This is a genomic window from Granulosicoccus sp. 3-233, from assembly GCF_052681095.1.
This window is the reverse complement of the sequence record NZ_JBQYLE010000008.1, coordinates 69,067-83,977: the sequence shown is the minus strand read 5'-3', so window position 1 is coordinate 83,977 and position 14,911 is coordinate 69,067. Positions and strand designations below refer to the sequence as shown.

General features: G+C 57.3%; 10 protein-coding genes. 4 read left to right on the top strand and 6 right to left on the bottom strand.

Annotated features, from left to right (window positions below; all coding sequences use genetic code 11):
- Positions 1 to 9: 9 nt before the first annotated feature.
- Positions 10 to 2,976, bottom strand: coding sequence for an SPOR domain-containing protein (locus ACUNV4_RS20010; protein ID WP_430880381.1), 2,967 nt, complete (start codon positions 2,974 to 2,976; stop codon positions 10 to 12).
- Positions 2,977 to 3,901: 925 nt separating this feature from the next.
- Between ACUNV4_RS20010 and ACUNV4_RS20005 the strand changes: the two genes are divergently transcribed.
- The 4 genes from ACUNV4_RS20005 to ACUNV4_RS19990 all read left to right on the top strand — a co-directional run bounded on the left by ACUNV4_RS20005 (position 3,902) and on the right by ACUNV4_RS19990 (position 7,920).
- Positions 3,902 to 4,582, top strand: a complete 681-nt coding sequence (locus ACUNV4_RS20005; protein ID WP_430880380.1) for a hypothetical protein — start codon at positions 3,902 to 3,904, stop codon at positions 4,580 to 4,582.
- 730 nt (positions 4,583 to 5,312) lie between these two features.
- Positions 5,313 to 6,272 carry a DUF4402 domain-containing protein gene (locus tag ACUNV4_RS20000; RefSeq protein ID WP_430880379.1) on the top strand — a complete coding sequence of 320 codons (960 nt, stop codon included), beginning with the start codon at positions 5,313 to 5,315 and terminating at the stop codon, positions 6,270 to 6,272.
- A 128-nt stretch (positions 6,273 to 6,400) separates the two neighbouring features.
- Positions 6,401 to 7,171: a fimbrial biogenesis chaperone gene (locus tag ACUNV4_RS19995; RefSeq protein WP_430880378.1), complete on the top strand. Its 771-nt coding sequence runs from the start codon at positions 6,401 to 6,403 to the stop codon at positions 7,169 to 7,171.
- Between the two features lie 32 nt (positions 7,172 to 7,203).
- On the top strand, positions 7,204 to 7,920 hold the full coding sequence (locus tag ACUNV4_RS19990) for a hypothetical protein (protein ID WP_430880377.1): 717 nt from the start codon (positions 7,204 to 7,206) through the stop codon (positions 7,918 to 7,920).
- A gap of 355 nt (positions 7,921 to 8,275) precedes the next feature.
- Here ACUNV4_RS19990 and ACUNV4_RS19985 read toward each other — a convergent pair whose 3' ends face one another.
- The 5 genes from ACUNV4_RS19985 to ACUNV4_RS19965 all read right to left on the bottom strand — a co-directional run bounded on the left by ACUNV4_RS19985 (position 8,276) and on the right by ACUNV4_RS19965 (position 14,836).
- Entirely contained in the window at positions 8,276 to 9,244 is a 969-nt protein-coding gene (locus tag ACUNV4_RS19985; RefSeq protein WP_430880376.1) for a flagella assembly protein FlgT middle domain-containing protein, read from the bottom strand.
- A gap of 457 nt (positions 9,245 to 9,701) precedes the next feature.
- Positions 9,702 to 11,369, bottom strand: coding sequence for an alpha-glucosidase (locus tag ACUNV4_RS19980; protein ID WP_430880375.1), 1,668 nt, complete (start codon positions 11,367 to 11,369; stop codon positions 9,702 to 9,704).
- Between the two features lie 201 nt (positions 11,370 to 11,570).
- On the bottom strand, positions 11,571 to 12,668 hold the full coding sequence (locus ACUNV4_RS19975) for an ABC transporter ATP-binding protein (RefSeq protein WP_430880374.1): 1,098 nt from the start codon (positions 12,666 to 12,668) through the stop codon (positions 11,571 to 11,573).
- Positions 12,669 to 12,680: 12 nt separating this feature from the next.
- The gene (locus tag ACUNV4_RS19970) at positions 12,681 to 13,829 is read right to left on the bottom strand and encodes a carbohydrate ABC transporter permease (protein WP_430880373.1); all 1,149 of its coding nucleotides are present in this window, start codon (positions 13,827 to 13,829) and stop codon (positions 12,681 to 12,683) included.
- Positions 13,829 to 14,836, bottom strand: a complete 1,008-nt coding sequence (locus tag ACUNV4_RS19965) for a carbohydrate ABC transporter permease (protein WP_430880372.1) — start codon at positions 14,834 to 14,836, stop codon at positions 13,829 to 13,831. The genes ACUNV4_RS19970 and ACUNV4_RS19965 overlap by 1 nt, the downstream gene beginning before the upstream one ends.
- Between the last annotated feature and the right edge of the window lie 75 nt (positions 14,837 to 14,911).

The window sequence follows — 14,911 nt, the reverse complement described above, 5'->3', positions numbered from 1 at the left end:
TGAACACCACTACTCGACACTCCGCACCAGGCAATCCAGATTGCCGGCCTTGACCTGCTCACAAAGATCGTTGGCAGCGCCACGGCTTCGACCAGGACCAACAAGCAGGCGCGTCATGCTCCGATAGTCCTCAAACCGGGGAGTCTTTCCGTCGAATGCCTGCAGGCTGCCATTGACCCGGTCCCAGAACGCCTGCGCTAGTTCACGTGAGCCATAGGCTCCCAGTTGTACGAACCATTTGCCCTCCTCCGGCTCCGACTTCGTGTCATTGCCGACCTCAGGCAGAGCACCGGCAATCAGCGGTGGTGCCGATACTGCAAGCGTTGGCTGTGGCGCGCCCTCCTGTTGCGCCAGTCTGTTCAATGTCAGAGGTTTTTCCTGAACCTCTCGCATGGCGAAATCCAGTCCTCGGATGACATCATTGTTTCCCAGTACCGACACGCTCCCCGGTTGCTTGAGCAAGCGTCTGCCCAGAGGATCTTCGAGGCTTATCCGATAGCCACCGGGTTCTATGCCGTCAAACAGATAGAAACCATCAAACGCGGTACGCCGCTGAGCGACAAGCTCACCATCAGAGGTCTTCAGCGATACCAGCACGCGACTGACCGGCTTTTCCTGATCGCCCTCGATCATCAGTACATGACCTTCGAGTTCGGCAGTACGAATCACCGGAAATTCGACGACGGCGAAACTCCCCGGTCGAGGTATGACCGACACGCCCGGATTTCGCGATCGCAGTTCACCGTCGACAAGCGTGGACTCATCCAACTCGATGTCCACCTGGAGATAAGCCGGCATGCGGGACAGATAGGCAGAACCGTTGTCGTCCGTGGTCGCGTGTCGCCAGGCTTGCACCCCCTTGACCCCCACCCCGGCGATGGGTCTGTCTTCCAGTCCGCTGGCTCTCTCGAATACCCGGACATCGACGCTGCCGGCACTCACCGAAGCACGACTATCCAGTATCGGCCGCAAGGTGCCGGGTTGATGCACCAGACCGGTCGACAGGGTGATCAAGCCACCCCAGCGCTCATCACTGTCATAACTGACGCTGGCATTGATCGCCACCTGATCAAGCAACCAATTGATACCACCTCGGTAATAGGTCGTATCCGTCAGGGCGTTCTGGCTGATACTCAGATCCAGACTCATGTTTCTTTCTATCCGCAGATTACTGTCGGCACTGAGTTCCAGCAGTTCGGTTTCAGGCGCCAGACCATAACTGGCCGCCAGACGGAAACTCCATGGTCTGATGGTGGTGTGGAAGCTCGACAAACCACCTGTCTGGGACGTTCTGGTGTCAATGCCATCCAATTGTTCTTCAACGGAGGTGTACCAGAGCGAGGATGAGAACCTTCCCGAACCGGCCAGAGGTGTCGTTGCTCCGATAACGGCATCGTAGGCAGAGCTGGTTTCCTGCTCCTGCGCGTTGACCTCGACCTTGAACGGAACCCCTCTGACAGACGATGTGATATTCACGTTGCTGCTCCACTTCTGTGGAGAGGCAGGCAGCTCGGTTTCCTCGAGAAAACGGGTAAACCCCAGGCCGAGACTGGTGTCCCCCAGTTGGGTACGCAGTGACGTCCCAATCGAATTCTGTGAATTGGCAGCATCGACATACCTGACGTTTCCGTAGAGTCGCGATGTACTCAGACCGATGCTGAGATTGCGGGATTCATTCCGTTCGCCATCCTGCTCCACACTCCTGATACCTGCCCCCAGAGTCATGTTGCGTGACAGACCAAAGTTCAGTTCGCCCGTGTAGAGCCCGCTATCCCGATCTCCCTCACCATTCGAATCGTTCACTCCCAACACGGTACGTCCGCTCTGCACCGCTGACAACTCATAGCTGACACGCCCGGGCTCCAGCATGCCGACTCCCAGGTAGTGGTACTCTTCGCGCGATTCCATTTCTCCATTCGGCCCGAAGAACTTGAGTTCGAAACGGTTCTGACCGAACTGCAGCGGTACGTCCTCGAACAGATAACGTCCTTCCGGTCCGGTCGTCTGTATCATGAGCAGTTGGTCGTTCTGATAGAGTTCCACATCCCAATCAGGCAGCTGGCTGCCCTCGAGGCTGACCGATTCTGTGTCAATGCGTCCGCCCTCGTCCCGGCGTCCACCACCACGTAGCAACAGGCCGCGATAACCTCCGACATCCACGTCACCCACCTCCACATGGTCCAGACCCAATGGCCCGTCGAAGGCTGTTCGTTCCAGCTTCATGCGCGCGCCGGTCAGCGACTCGCCAGACTGTCCGGCAAGCGCAAGCGTGGATGTCATCCACCCGAGATCACCACGGGACAGCAGCGCATAGTTGCTGCCGTAATCTGCAGGACTGTCAGGTGTTTGACGAACCGTCGAGTAGCCCAGACGAAGCTTTGTCGTATGAGGTCCCATCAATTGATACGGGGTTTCCTGAAGCGGGTACTGCGGTTCCTGGTAAGCGGATGTTCGATTGAACACCCGCTCACGCCGATCGGAACGCAGTTGCAACGGGAGAGGCTCCAACGGTTCGACATCCAGAAAAAGCTCTCGGACCACCGCAGACAGACGCAGAGGAAACCACTTTTCCAGAGCCCGCGTTTCAACGAACACCTCACCTTGAAACAATACGGCTTCCCCATCGCCAATCGGCAACTCGCTATCGCCACTGATGACGGTGCCGCGCTGCAGCTCCAGCGAGAACGGGCGATCCTCGGACAGATACCAACCGCTGGCCGTACCTTGCTGCCCGTCCACGACAATGGGAAAGCCCAGGCCGCTAGCCAGCTCGTCGAGTGACAACAGGAAATCATCTCCACGCTGATAACCCAGTATGTCCAGGCCAAGCCGCTCGCCGTCGACACGCAGCTCCAACAGCAATTCGTTCTCGAGCTTCAATTCCGCCGTAGCTGACAGAGCCTGTGTTCCAAATGCGATACATAGCAGGACGAAGAGATACTTCCAACCTTGAATGAAATCGCCATCGGCAAACATAACTTTTCCAGAGAAAATGCTGTTCAATGCTTCAGCTTTTGCCGAAGCGGTCGCCATAGCCAGCAAGGATGAGGCCCGATGTACCGCCGGGGCATCAATTCGGGGGGTATCACGGATTCCGGCAAGCAGAGCTATCAACCGGCAGACCAGCTCTGTGATTCACTCATGACAGTCCGGGAAAAACAGCTTACCTACAGGATGTAACCGGACCCTGGGTCTGTGTAGCCCCCACACCAGAGCCGAGGATTCCCGACCACTTCCACCAAAGACAGCACCGTCCGGAGTGGCGAGACCTGCTCACCCAGCGAACCGGCACTACTGGCGTATGCAAGCCGACGCCTTGTAAAGACACTGAAAAGACGGTGGTGATTTGCCAATGGTGCATGGTTCGCCGCACCCCGGCTCAGGCAGTCGCCATGCCGCACTACTACCTGGCAACCCAGGTCACTCGATGGATAGCTGGATGCAGCGTCCTCCACGACGGGTCCCGGGACAGCAGCGACGAAACTCAGCTCTCCAACAAGACAAGCACGGCATACCGTGCATGACGCGCAATCCCGGACGGACAAACAGGCGATGCTGCGACAACGATGCCTGCGGCGAGTGTTGGCAATACCCTGTTCGCAGATGATCCGCTCCTCGGCCAGAGCGTGTGAACCTCGTCCTATTGTGAAATTGATGCAGATCATGCTGCTTTTCCCGGAAAGTTCGATTTTGAGCTTCAGTTACCGTTTATGCGTGGATCGGAGCGAGTTTACCGACTCAGTTTTCCCAGATACGGACGTTATATTTGTCAAGGTAACCTTTTCAGGGAAACGGCGGACTACTCTGAACTAGACCTTTTTTGATCTTTCAGGCAAGTGCGTAGACCGCTGCTGGTACACGTACGAACAAGCGTTCGATCTTTACATTTCGGGATTATAAAATGATGATTAATACAAGCAAGAAACGATTGGCACTGGCCGTAGCCGGCACCCTGAGTCTGGGAGCCTCAATGGCCCAGGCAGAGGATTTCACTGCCAGCGCCACTTTGCAGAACACACTCGCTGTAACCAACCTCCAGGATCTGGACATCGGTTCTGTCTTTGCGACAGTCACAGGCGCAGCCTTGGCCAATGGTGTGGGCGCTCTGGTAATCGCCCCTGGTGGAACCATTGCCGATCAGGGCTCGGACAGCGCAACAGTGAACCTCACCAGCCTGACAAGCCCGACAGCGGCACAGGGCTCGGTTGACATGACAGCAGACTTCACACTGCAACTGCCAGACACGTCAGCCATTGTCGCAGCTGACTTTGCTGCCGATGGAACCAGCACCCTCGTGAACATCACCAACGGCACCGGCAATGCAACCGAACTGGTTCATGAAAGTGCCAACCCTGCAGTACCGAGCCTGTGGTTGATGCATTTCACAGTCGGCGATGTCAGTGGCGGCGTGAGCACTGCCGGCACCTTGAACGAAGGTGACTTCACGATTGTTCCCGACTTCGGACAAACCACCTATGTATTCAACATTGGTGCGACCCTGACGACCGAGCCAACAACATCGGAACAAACCTATCAGGAAGGTGTATATTCAGGCACTTTCGAAGTCACTGCAGCATACTGAGTGAATTCAGCTGAAACCAGGAAGGGGCATGAGCACTGCACCCCTTCCTGGTGCTACTGACGATCATAACAACAACAGGCTTTTCTCTACTTATTGCAAGCCCGTACGTATCGGGAACGACTGCGAGCCGACCTGTCACGGTCTGCTCAACACCGGTATCGCATGGGCTATTTTCTTGAACGCCTTAGCAGACGGGCGAATCCTCATCAGCCCATGAGTACCATGCTTGTGTTTTCATGAAAAGGTCATGAGCATCTGACAAAGCCAGTCACAGCCAGGCTGATCTGCCTGTCGAAATACATGCCGCCAGGAACAACCGGGTGTACTACGCCCCTCATTCGGCACGTCCCGCCGGCTCACTGATTTTTCTGCGTTTCTGCTTTGGACATGCCACCCGGATTGCCTCAGCCCCATGATACGGTACCTTGCCAATCTGGCATCGTACTTGCTCATCCAGTCAGCAGCTGCCCTTGCACTTCGGCATCGTCACCTGCAACATCGGCAAACCGGGGTACTCCCGGTTGCCTGTCCCGGCACACCTCATCGGGTGTTGCCCTTGTCACACAGGCCATTGGTGAGGCGTTCCATGTTCTGGAAATCGATGCGATTCCATCTGCATCCGACAAGACAGGAGTGCACAGCTGGCAGGCGCATGACAGACACGGCGAATTCCGTGCTCTCGGTCAGCCGCAGACAGCGGCGAAAAACACCGCTTTGTCATTCACGACTGATGCGCCAGCTGTCTTTGCTGGCGGGAATGACATGCAGCAGCGCTGCCCCGGCCCAACCACTAATCGAAGAACTGCAGCCATTGAATTTCGGTACCCTGGCCATCGCCAGCAATACATCGATATCACGCTTCAGTCTGCCCAGGACAGGCACCAACATGTCCGTGGAGGGTCAGTTCGCCCTGATTGCAGGCGGTACACCGGGACGCTACCGGTTTACCGGCTTCCCTGCCAATACAGCGCTGGATGTCAGCCTCAATTCCGCCGTACTCACGGCCGGGTCCAACGGCTCGCTGGAACCGCTGACCGTGACCGACTACGATCTTGGCGACGTCACTACGGATGCTCAGGGCGAAGCCGAGCTGGCACTGGGTGCCATACTTGATACAACCGGCAACGGCAACAGTTATGTGGATGCGCCCTTCAGTGGCACCACACTGATGCGCGTTGACTACTGGCATCCGGATGTCCAGAACCGTGTGTTCAACACCAGCACCATTGATCTTGGTGCAGAGTTGCGCTCCACCCTGATTCTCGATGAGGACCAGCCACTGCATTTTGGCACTCTATTTGCTCGAACCAGTACCACGGCTCAGGCAACTCTGACCTTGTCACCGTCAGGATCCTACACGATCAGCGAACCGGACAACTCCCGTCTGGTCTCTCTTGCGAAGCCGGATCTGGGAATATTCAGAGTCAGTGGCGCCGCAGCGAACTACAGTCTGACGATAAACCCTCAGACTGCAGACGTATTGCTGGAGCACAGCGAATTTCCGGGGAGTGCGCCGCACTTCGTCCTGAGTTCATTGACGACATTGCCCGATGGAACGGGAATAACCGACGCCAATGGCGAACTGTTGGTAAGGCTCGGCGGCACGTTGAAAACGGAACTGACTGCATCGCCGGTGACATACCCCAGCGGCCAGTATGAGGGGACCTACCAACTCACGGTTTCCTACTAGAAGACCGGACAACAGGTCCAGAGTTGATGATAGACACTTCACGATCCATGAGCAATTTGATGATACACAGACAGCGGCTAGCGACGTCGATTTTCTTCAGCCTGGCATTGTGGCTATGGACAGCAACGATGGCCACCGCCGACATGCTGATCAGCCCTACAAGGGTCTTGATGAACAACGACAATACCAGTGCCACCATGGTATTGCGGAACCCCAGTGACGGTCCCCGTACCTATCGTCTGAGCTGGGAAGACAAGCGTGCCAGTGAAGATGGCGGTTACAAGCCGATTTCCGAAAACGAAGAATGGTCATCCGCGAAGGACATGGTTCGTTTTTCTCCACGGCAGATAACCGTGGGGCCTGGTGAGAATCAGACCGTGCGCTTCAACTGGCGTCCCCCTGCCGAGCTGCCAGCGGGCGAATACCGCTCGCATCTGCTGCTTCAGGTCATACCCGATGTCTCTGAACCCAACGCGACATTCGAATCCAGCGGCCCGCAGGAAGGAGTGGGCGTTCAGGTCTTCATGCAGATGTCGTTTTCCATTCCGGTGGTGGTTCGACACGACACCGACACTCCCATGGTGTCGATCAAGACAGTCAAGGCCGTACCAGCCAAAGGCGGCGAGCGCGTTGGCCTGGAGTTGACGTTGAATCGCGAAGGCAATGCCAGCAGCTATGGCAAGGTTTCGGTGGAAATGCAGCGTGATGCCAACAGCCCGGTGGAGCAGATCGGCCACTACGGCGAACTTTCCATCTATCATGAAGTGGATCAGCGTACCTTGACCATCCCCTTGCGCGATGCCCGCATTCCCGAAGGGGCTCTGGTTCGCGTCGCCTACGAAGGGCTCAATGAATACGAGGGTGTCCTGTGGGCGGAGCAGGTCTTCCAGACGAAGTGAGACAATCGCAGCCACCGAGACCGGAAATCGGCATGAGAACGAGAAAATTCAAGTCCCGTCAGGGTGTCTGCATGCTGACTCTGGCTGGCACACTGTTTTCCGCATCCGGCCTGCACGCACAGGAACGCCTGTCCGCCTCTGAGACTCTGACGGAAAGAACGAGGGAATTTCTGTCCGACCCCAGTCGGACCGGCAGCCTGGTCGGCAGCATCATTGCCGGCGCCGCCGTGGCAAATCCGCTGGCACCGATACTGGGAAGCGTTGCCGGATTCATGATCGGTAAAAGCTCCGCCTTTACCGATGCCGACAGTGACTCTGCCAGACGACGCGCCTATCTCAACCGCAGTCTCATGCCCGAAGACAGTACCCGCCTCAGCAGCTTGTCAGGACTGACCGGCAATCCATCAGAAGATGCTGCACCCACGGTCATCAGCGGCATGTTCGGTCAGGACACCGCCGAGCAACGGCTGGAACGGCCTGAACCGCTGGTCATCGTGAAGCTGCCCGGAGAAAGCGATGCCGTGACTCGACCGGTACCGGTCGAACAGGCCGTCATCATGGGTTTGCGTACGCAGGAAGAAGCCGGCAGAATCGTGAACCTGCCGGAGCGCACAGAGCATGCGCTTACCCGTGGCCTGACCGAAGACATGGAGGCAAGGATCAATCTGCAGAAGCAGCTTGCCCACGCCTGCAGCAATGTGGAGTTGACGCAACCACCGTCACCGAGTTGCTACTACTATTCCCAGTAGAGTTTTCAACATTATCCGGGACAGAGCGCCCCCGTACATCAGCAGGCACCGCCGCCCCCTGCGCCACCGCATGAGGCTCGCACTGGCGGCCTTCTCAAGTTCGCAAGGCCCACTCATGCAGCTTCACCGAATGGGATGACTCGGGGGTGAAGTCGACAGTCCGCGAACCGGGCTTGTCCAGGTGCATGGAGAGAACCTCGGGAAAGCGCGCCGACGCGGCAGCGCAACCCACGAACACCAACGCGACCGATTCGGCGAACCGGCAAGTTGCGAAGCGGGATGCAGGACAGTGCGCTATCGGCATCTGCGCAGGCGCGAAGAACGTTCCCCTGCCGAGGTTCAGGCCTTCGAGAGCCTACCAGGCCCGAACGACATCTCCGGTATCGATCAGATAGCCCCCGATGCCTTCCTGGGCGGTACTGGCGATACTGTGGTTCGGGAAAACGGTGTGCACCTTGATCCAGCTATCGTTTTCGCCCGGCTGCTGTATTTCATCGGGTTCCAGGATGTCGGTGCGCCGATAGACTCGCAGCGTATCGCCCGACCTGAAGCCATGCAGGAATCCGGCATTGATGTGAATGTCATTACCCCTGATGGAAGTCACCTCGGCCGAAAATGGCACGCAGGCCAGTTTCTCGTTGATCTCCAGACTCATGCCTTCCAGCATCGTGTCAATCTGTTTTCCCAGGTCCGTATCGAACCAGGGAGTGGAAACGGTTCTGCCATTTCCCGGATAACCGACGACATCACCACTGACGGTTTGCTGATACTGCCGAGAATGAAACAGGGCACCATATTCGACATCGTAGATATACAGCCTCATCTGTATATTGCGTTGATCACTGCCCCCCAGCAGCTCGTCGAACCAGCCACCGGAGGGCTGAATGCTCAGATCCTCGAGATCGAGCTTGACCACGAACTGGGATGCGTACTCCCTCCCCAACTGCCTGACACGCCCCGCAGTGCTCGGCCCCATGCTTTCGAAACTCGAATCGTGGGTCGCAAATACATTGAAACGCCCGAGTTCATCAAGATGTGTCTGCAGGCGCAGAGACGTCAAGGTGGGCAGACCGGGCAGGTCTCTGGCCAGATCCGGTGTGCTGATGGTACCGGCCACGAGAATGGCTTTCCTGTAGGAAAATGGCGTACCCGGATCGGGTGAGCAGGACTCCAGCGCGCCTGAGCTCTCGAACGCCGCCGTCGGGGACACCTGCGGAGTATCCTTCCACAGGCCGACAAACGGCAGTTTTCCCGGAAGTGAGCAACCGGCAAGCAGTAACGATACGACTGCAACGATCGAAAGCTTGTAAACAGTTACAGTCATAAAGTCTCTAGTTAACCTTCTATAACCCCAGCTTGCACAAAATATCTACCTCTGATGTAGTTACCCGGGTACCGAGAAGAATAATTGCTACCTGTGTGCATGGCAACACTGTTTCATGACTCATGGTTCGTGCCAGTACGGCGTTGTCCGCCAGGAAGCACCATCAAGTTCGTTGATTTCCGCGCTCAGGCGGCACGGTCGATGCCTCTTGGCAACGCCATGCAAGGCGACAGCGGACAGACATCCGGATTCTCGGGCCAGCGCCCCGAACGCCCCGAACGCCCCGAACGCCCCGAACGCCCCGAACGCCCCGAACGCCCCGAACGCCCCGAACGCCCCGAACGCCTCAAACGCCTCAAACGCCTCAAACGCCTCAAACGCCTCAAACGCCTCAAACGCCTCAAACGCCTCAAACGCTCCGAACGCTCCAAACGCTCCAAACGCTCCGAGGCTTCAGCTAACCCAATTGCACGAAGGCCGCACTGTATGAAGGAATCTCCAGCGCACCGTCCTTCAATACCGGCTCGAAGCCATGCCCTTCCATCAGACGCAGCTCGCGATCCGTATCGATTTCACAGCGCACTCGCTCACTGCCCATATTGAAGGCACAGTAGATGGTTTCGTCGCCATCGGTTCGCAGAAAACTCAGCACATTGCCGATGACACTGATGCCATCCAGCGAGCCCTTGATCAGCGACTTGCATTGACGGCGAAATGTCAGGAAGCGGCGGTACTGTTCCAGCAGGCTGGATTGATCGCCGATCTGCTGCGACACGGCCAGACGCCGGTGAGGTTCCGTGACCGGCAACCAGGGCTCGGCTGTCGAAAAGCCGGCATTGTCGCCCTCGGCATCCCAGACCATGGGCGTTCGACAGCCATCGCGGCCCTTGAACTTGGGCCAGAAGGTAATGCCATAGGGATCCTGCAGACGCTCGAAGGGAATGTCGGCCTCAGGCAAACCCAGCTCCTCACCCTGATACAGACAGACCGAACCGCGCATGGACATCAGCAGAGCAGCCAGCATCTTCAGGTGTTGCAGATAGTGCTTCTTCGGCAGCTTCCAGCGAGTCGCGTGGCGCACCACGTCGTGATTGGAAAACGCCCAGCACACCCAGCTGTCTTCGGCTTCGGATTCGAATTTCTGCAATACCTCGGCCACACGTTGCGCCGTGGGTAACTCCGCCGACAGGAAATCGAAGGTGTAACACATGTGTACGCGGTCTTCGTGGCTGGTGTAATCCTTGAGAATCTGCATGCCATACTGCGCATCCCCCACCTCGCCGACAGCCGTCGCTGCCGGGTATTCATTCAGAACCGCGCGAAAGCGCTTCAGGAAGTCGATGTTCTCGGGTCGGTTCTTGTCGTACAGATGTTCCTGATAATTGTAGGGGTTCACGTCGGGCGCAATGTCCGCGTTTCGCAGCTCCGGAGGCAGCGCCGGGTTGTCCCGCAGTTCCTTGTCACAGAAGTAGAAATTGATGGTATCCAGCCGGAAGCCATCCACCCCACGATCCAGCCAGAAGCGCACGACATCCAGTAGTGCATCCTGAACGTCAGGATTATGAAAGTTGAGATCGGGCTGGGAGCTGAGAAAGTTGTGTTGGTAATACTGGCAACGGGTGGAATGCCAGCTCCAGCCCGGACCACCGAATATCGATAGCCAGTTGTTCGGCGGACTGCCGTCAGGTTTGCCATCTGCCCAGACGTACCAGTCGTGTCGCTCGTTGTCGCGGCTGGAACAGGATTGCGCAAACCAGCTGTGCTGGTCCGAGGTATGGGACAGCACAAGGTCGATCATGACCTTGAGATCCAGCGCATGGGCATGCTCGACCAGCTCATCGAAGCTGTGCAGGTCACCGAACATCGGATCGATGTCCTTGTAGTTGGAGACATCGTAACCGAAGTCCTTCATGGGCGACTTGAAGAACGGCGAGATCCAGACCGCATCGGCACCCAGTTCGGCAATGTGATCCAGCCGGTCCTTGATGCCCCCCAGATCACCGATGCCATCGCCATTGGAATCCTGATAGGAGCGCGGGTAGATCTGGTAGATGACCGCACCACGCCACCAGTCCTTGTCAACGATGATTTCGGGCTCGACGATACTGATTGAAGAAACAATCATGGATAGCTTTGCATTCCGAGGTAAAAACTGACGAGGCGATTAAATCACAATTCGCGATCAAGCAAGCAGCGTCCAGACACGGCATTGCGCATGCCAGATTCCATGTCCTTGCCGGCATGAGAGTCATGCCGAAACGTTGTGAACGAGCTCAGGTACGGCAGGTCGGCGATTGCCGGGAACTGGCGCGGGCCGCCGGTGTGCTCAGCGGTAGAGCAAGGACTGCCCGTCGGCAAACAGGTGCACCTTGTCGGGGTCGGCGCTCATGCGCATGTTACGTCCCCTGACGTCCCGATGAATGCCCTGCAGCTTGGCAATGACGGCATTGGCACCCGCAGTCTGCCGCTTGAAATACACCTGCGTGACTTCACCCAGTGCTTCCGATATTTCCACGACATTCTCGAAGGCGTAATTGTCACTGGTCGTGGGCTTCATGTCTTCGGGACGAATACCGATGTTGACCGGCTGACCTTGCATGTCGGCGGTTGTGGGTATGTTTGCACTGATGGTGCCACCCCCGTGATTGACGCGCACCTGAGTCACCTCACCGGTCTGCTCGACAGTGCCACCGAGCAGATTCATGGCGGGTGAACCGATGAACTGCGCCACGAATTCGTTTTCCGGGCGTTCGTACAGATCCAGCGGTGTCCCCACCTGCGCAATGCCCTTGTTGGCCAGCACCACGATGCGCGACGCCAGAGTCATCGCCTCTACCTGATCGTGTGTGACATACACCATCGTCGATTCCGGCATGCTCTCCTTCAGCTGGGCGATCTCGATACGTGTGGCAACACGCAGCGCCGCATCCAGGTTCGACAGTGGCTCGTCGAACAGATACACCTTCGGATCACGCACGATGGAGCGACCAATGGCCACGCGCTGCCGCTGCCCACCCGAAAGTGCCTTGGGCAGACGATCCAGATATTCCGTCAGCTGCAAGGTCGCCGCGACTCGCTCGATGGCAGCATCGATCTCGGCCTGGGGCTTCTTCGCCAGTTTCAGTGCAAATGACATGTTGTCACGCACCGTCATGTGCGGATACAGGGCATAGGACTGGAACACCATGGCAATACCCCGCTGCGCTGGCGGCATGTCATTCATGCGTACACCATCAATGGTGAAATCACCACCGGTGATGGTTTCCAGCCCGGCGATCATGCGCAACAAGGTCGATTTGCCACAACCGGAAGGACCAACGAAAACGATCAGCTCGCCGGTCTTGATATCCAGGTTGATGTTGTTGAGCACATTGATGTTGCCCGCGTAGGTTTTCTCGACATTGGTCAGCTTGAGGTTGGTCATTGTTTTTTCTCCCTATTTCACCGAACCGGCCAGCAGACCGCGAACCAGATATTTCTGCATGGCGAAGAACACGCCGAGAGGCACTGCAATGGATACGAAGGCCGATGTTGCCAGTATTTCCCAGTTGCCACCGCGAGTACCCAGCAATTCGACGATCTGCTTGGTCATGACGGTGGTATCACCGGTCGAGTCGATCAGGAACACCAGGGCTACCAGCAGATCGTTCCAGGTCCACAGGAACTGGAAGATGGCAAAGGAGGCCAGCGCCGGGAAGGACAAGGGCAGGATGATCTTGATGAAGATCTGAAAGTCGGTCGCGCCATCCACCTTGGCATTTTCGATGATGTCGCGCGGCAGCCCGACCATGTAATTGCGCAGCAGATAGATGGCCAGCGGCAGGCCAAATCCGGTATGTGCAAGCCAGGCCCCCAGATACCCCTTGCCGATACCGATTTCATTATGCAACTTGAGAAGCGGAATCAGGGCCAGTTGCAACGGCACGACCAGCAGGCCGACCACCGCGGCAATGAGCAGCGCCCGGCCGGGAAAATCCATCCAGGCCAGCGCATAGGCCGCAAAGGCGGCCACCAGAATCGGAATGATGGTGGCGGGGATGGTCACCGTCAGGGTATTGAAGAAAGCCTTGGCCATACCCTCCCGGTTGGAAGGATCGAACAACACATACTTGTAGTTTCTGAGAGTGAATTCAGGCGGTGTCTTCGCCGTGACAAATATGCGTTGACCTCGCTTGCCGGTGATTTCCTCGGGGCTTTGCAGCAGATAATCGCCGTTGCTCTGCACGGACACCGTGGCGCCGTCCTTCAGCTCTGCCGTCTCTCCAGCCTGATAATCGCTGATGGCGCGCGAGCTGGTACCCCAGACGGAGATCACCGCATCACCGGGCTCTTCGAAGAGATTGCCTTCGATCACGAAACCGCCATCCTTCTGCAGCTGTTCATCGGCCCCGCCGGTTCGCAAGGTCATGTTCTGCTCGGATGGCACCATGGCCTTCCACCAGCCGGTGCTGGCTATCTGATCGGAGGTGCGAAACGAGGACACCAGCAAGCCCACCGTGGGAAACAGCCACAACAACACCAGAGCGGCGAGCGAGAGATGAACGGCCCAGGTGAGACTGGATTTGGTACCGGCAATGTTCGACATCACTTCATCTCCTTGCGGGCGTTGTACACATTCCAGACAAGAATCGGTGAGACCAGCAGCATGATGATCATGGCACTGGCAGAGCCGACACCCCAGTCATTGGCCCGGAACAGCTTGTCGTACATGTAGTTGGCCAGCACCTGTGTTTCCCACTGGCCATTGGTCATGGCGAAAACGATGTCGAAGACCTTCAATACAACGATGGTGATGGTGGTCCAGACGACGACGATGGTGCCCATGATCTGCGGCACCTTGATCTTGAAGAACACCTGAAAGGGGTTGGCGCCATCGACGATGGCCGCCTCCACCGTCTCTTCGGGAATGCCGCGCAAGGCTGCTGACAGAATCACCATGGCAAAACCGGTCTGGATCCAGACCAGCACGATCATCAGAAGATAGTTGTTGGGGCCGATCATGGTCAGCCAGTTCTTCGGTTCGGTACCGCCGAAGAACATGTACAGCGCATTGAGCACGCCGATCTGATCCTGGCCGACCGGACGGGCATCGTAGACCAGTTTCCAGATGACGGCAGCGCCGACAAAGGAAATGGCCATGGGCATGAAGATCAGCGACTTGGCCAGATTGCCCCAGCGCACGCGATCGGACAATTGCGCGGCCAGCAGCCCGAAGACGGTGGACAGCGCCGGTACCACCAGCAGCCACATCATGTTGTTGCCCATCGCCTCCCAGAACTTCGGCTCGGCGAACATCTGCTGGTAATTGTCAAGACCGACAAACTGCGACTTGCCACCCGGCAGACGCTCGGTCAGTGACAATCGCAGGGTTTCCACCACCGGGTAGGCCAGGTAGATCCCCAGCGCCAGCAGAGCCGGCATCAGGAACAACCAGGGACGAATCATGTTGGCCCGGGTGATGTTGCGCCCGGCATTCGGCCCCTTGCCCGGAAACAGCACCTTGTCCAGAAACTGGTTGGAAAAATAGAAATAGCCGACGCAACCACCGACACCGATGATGATGGTGAGGATGGCCTGAAGTGCTGGATGCATGAATCCTCCGACGAACAGGCGATGGAGCGTAGTTGATCAAGGACACCCGCCTCGGCAAGGCGTCCGCGTGTCAGG

Excerpts from the sequence above, each read along its gene's own strand:
- ACUNV4_RS19975 (WP_430880374.1), bottom strand. The coding sequence starts at position 12,668 with ATGACCAACCTCAAGCTGACCAATGTCGAGAAAACCTACGCGGGCAAC.
- ACUNV4_RS19995 (WP_430880378.1), top strand. The coding sequence starts at position 6,401 with ATGGCCACCGCCGACATGCTGATCAGCCCTACAAGGGTCTTGATGAAC.
- ACUNV4_RS19965 (WP_430880372.1), bottom strand. The coding sequence starts at position 14,836 with ATGCATCCAGCACTTCAGGCCATCCTCACCATCATCATCGGTGTCGGT.
- ACUNV4_RS20010 (WP_430880381.1), bottom strand. The coding sequence starts at position 2,976 with ATGTTTGCCGATGGCGATTTCATTCAAGGTTGGAAGTATCTCTTCGTC.
- ACUNV4_RS19980 (WP_430880375.1), bottom strand. The coding sequence starts at position 11,369 with ATGATTGTTTCTTCAATCAGTATCGTCGAGCCCGAAATCATCGTTGAC.
- ACUNV4_RS20000 (WP_430880379.1), top strand. The coding sequence starts at position 5,313 with ATGCGCCAGCTGTCTTTGCTGGCGGGAATGACATGCAGCAGCGCTGCC.
- ACUNV4_RS19990 (WP_430880377.1), top strand. The coding sequence starts at position 7,204 with ATGAGAACGAGAAAATTCAAGTCCCGTCAGGGTGTCTGCATGCTGACT.
- ACUNV4_RS20005 (WP_430880380.1), top strand. The coding sequence starts at position 3,902 with ATGATGATTAATACAAGCAAGAAACGATTGGCACTGGCCGTAGCCGGC.
- ACUNV4_RS19970 (WP_430880373.1), bottom strand. The coding sequence starts at position 13,829 with ATGTCGAACATTGCCGGTACCAAATCCAGTCTCACCTGGGCCGTTCAT.
- ACUNV4_RS19985 (WP_430880376.1), bottom strand. The coding sequence starts at position 9,244 with ATGACTGTAACTGTTTACAAGCTTTCGATCGTTGCAGTCGTATCGTTA.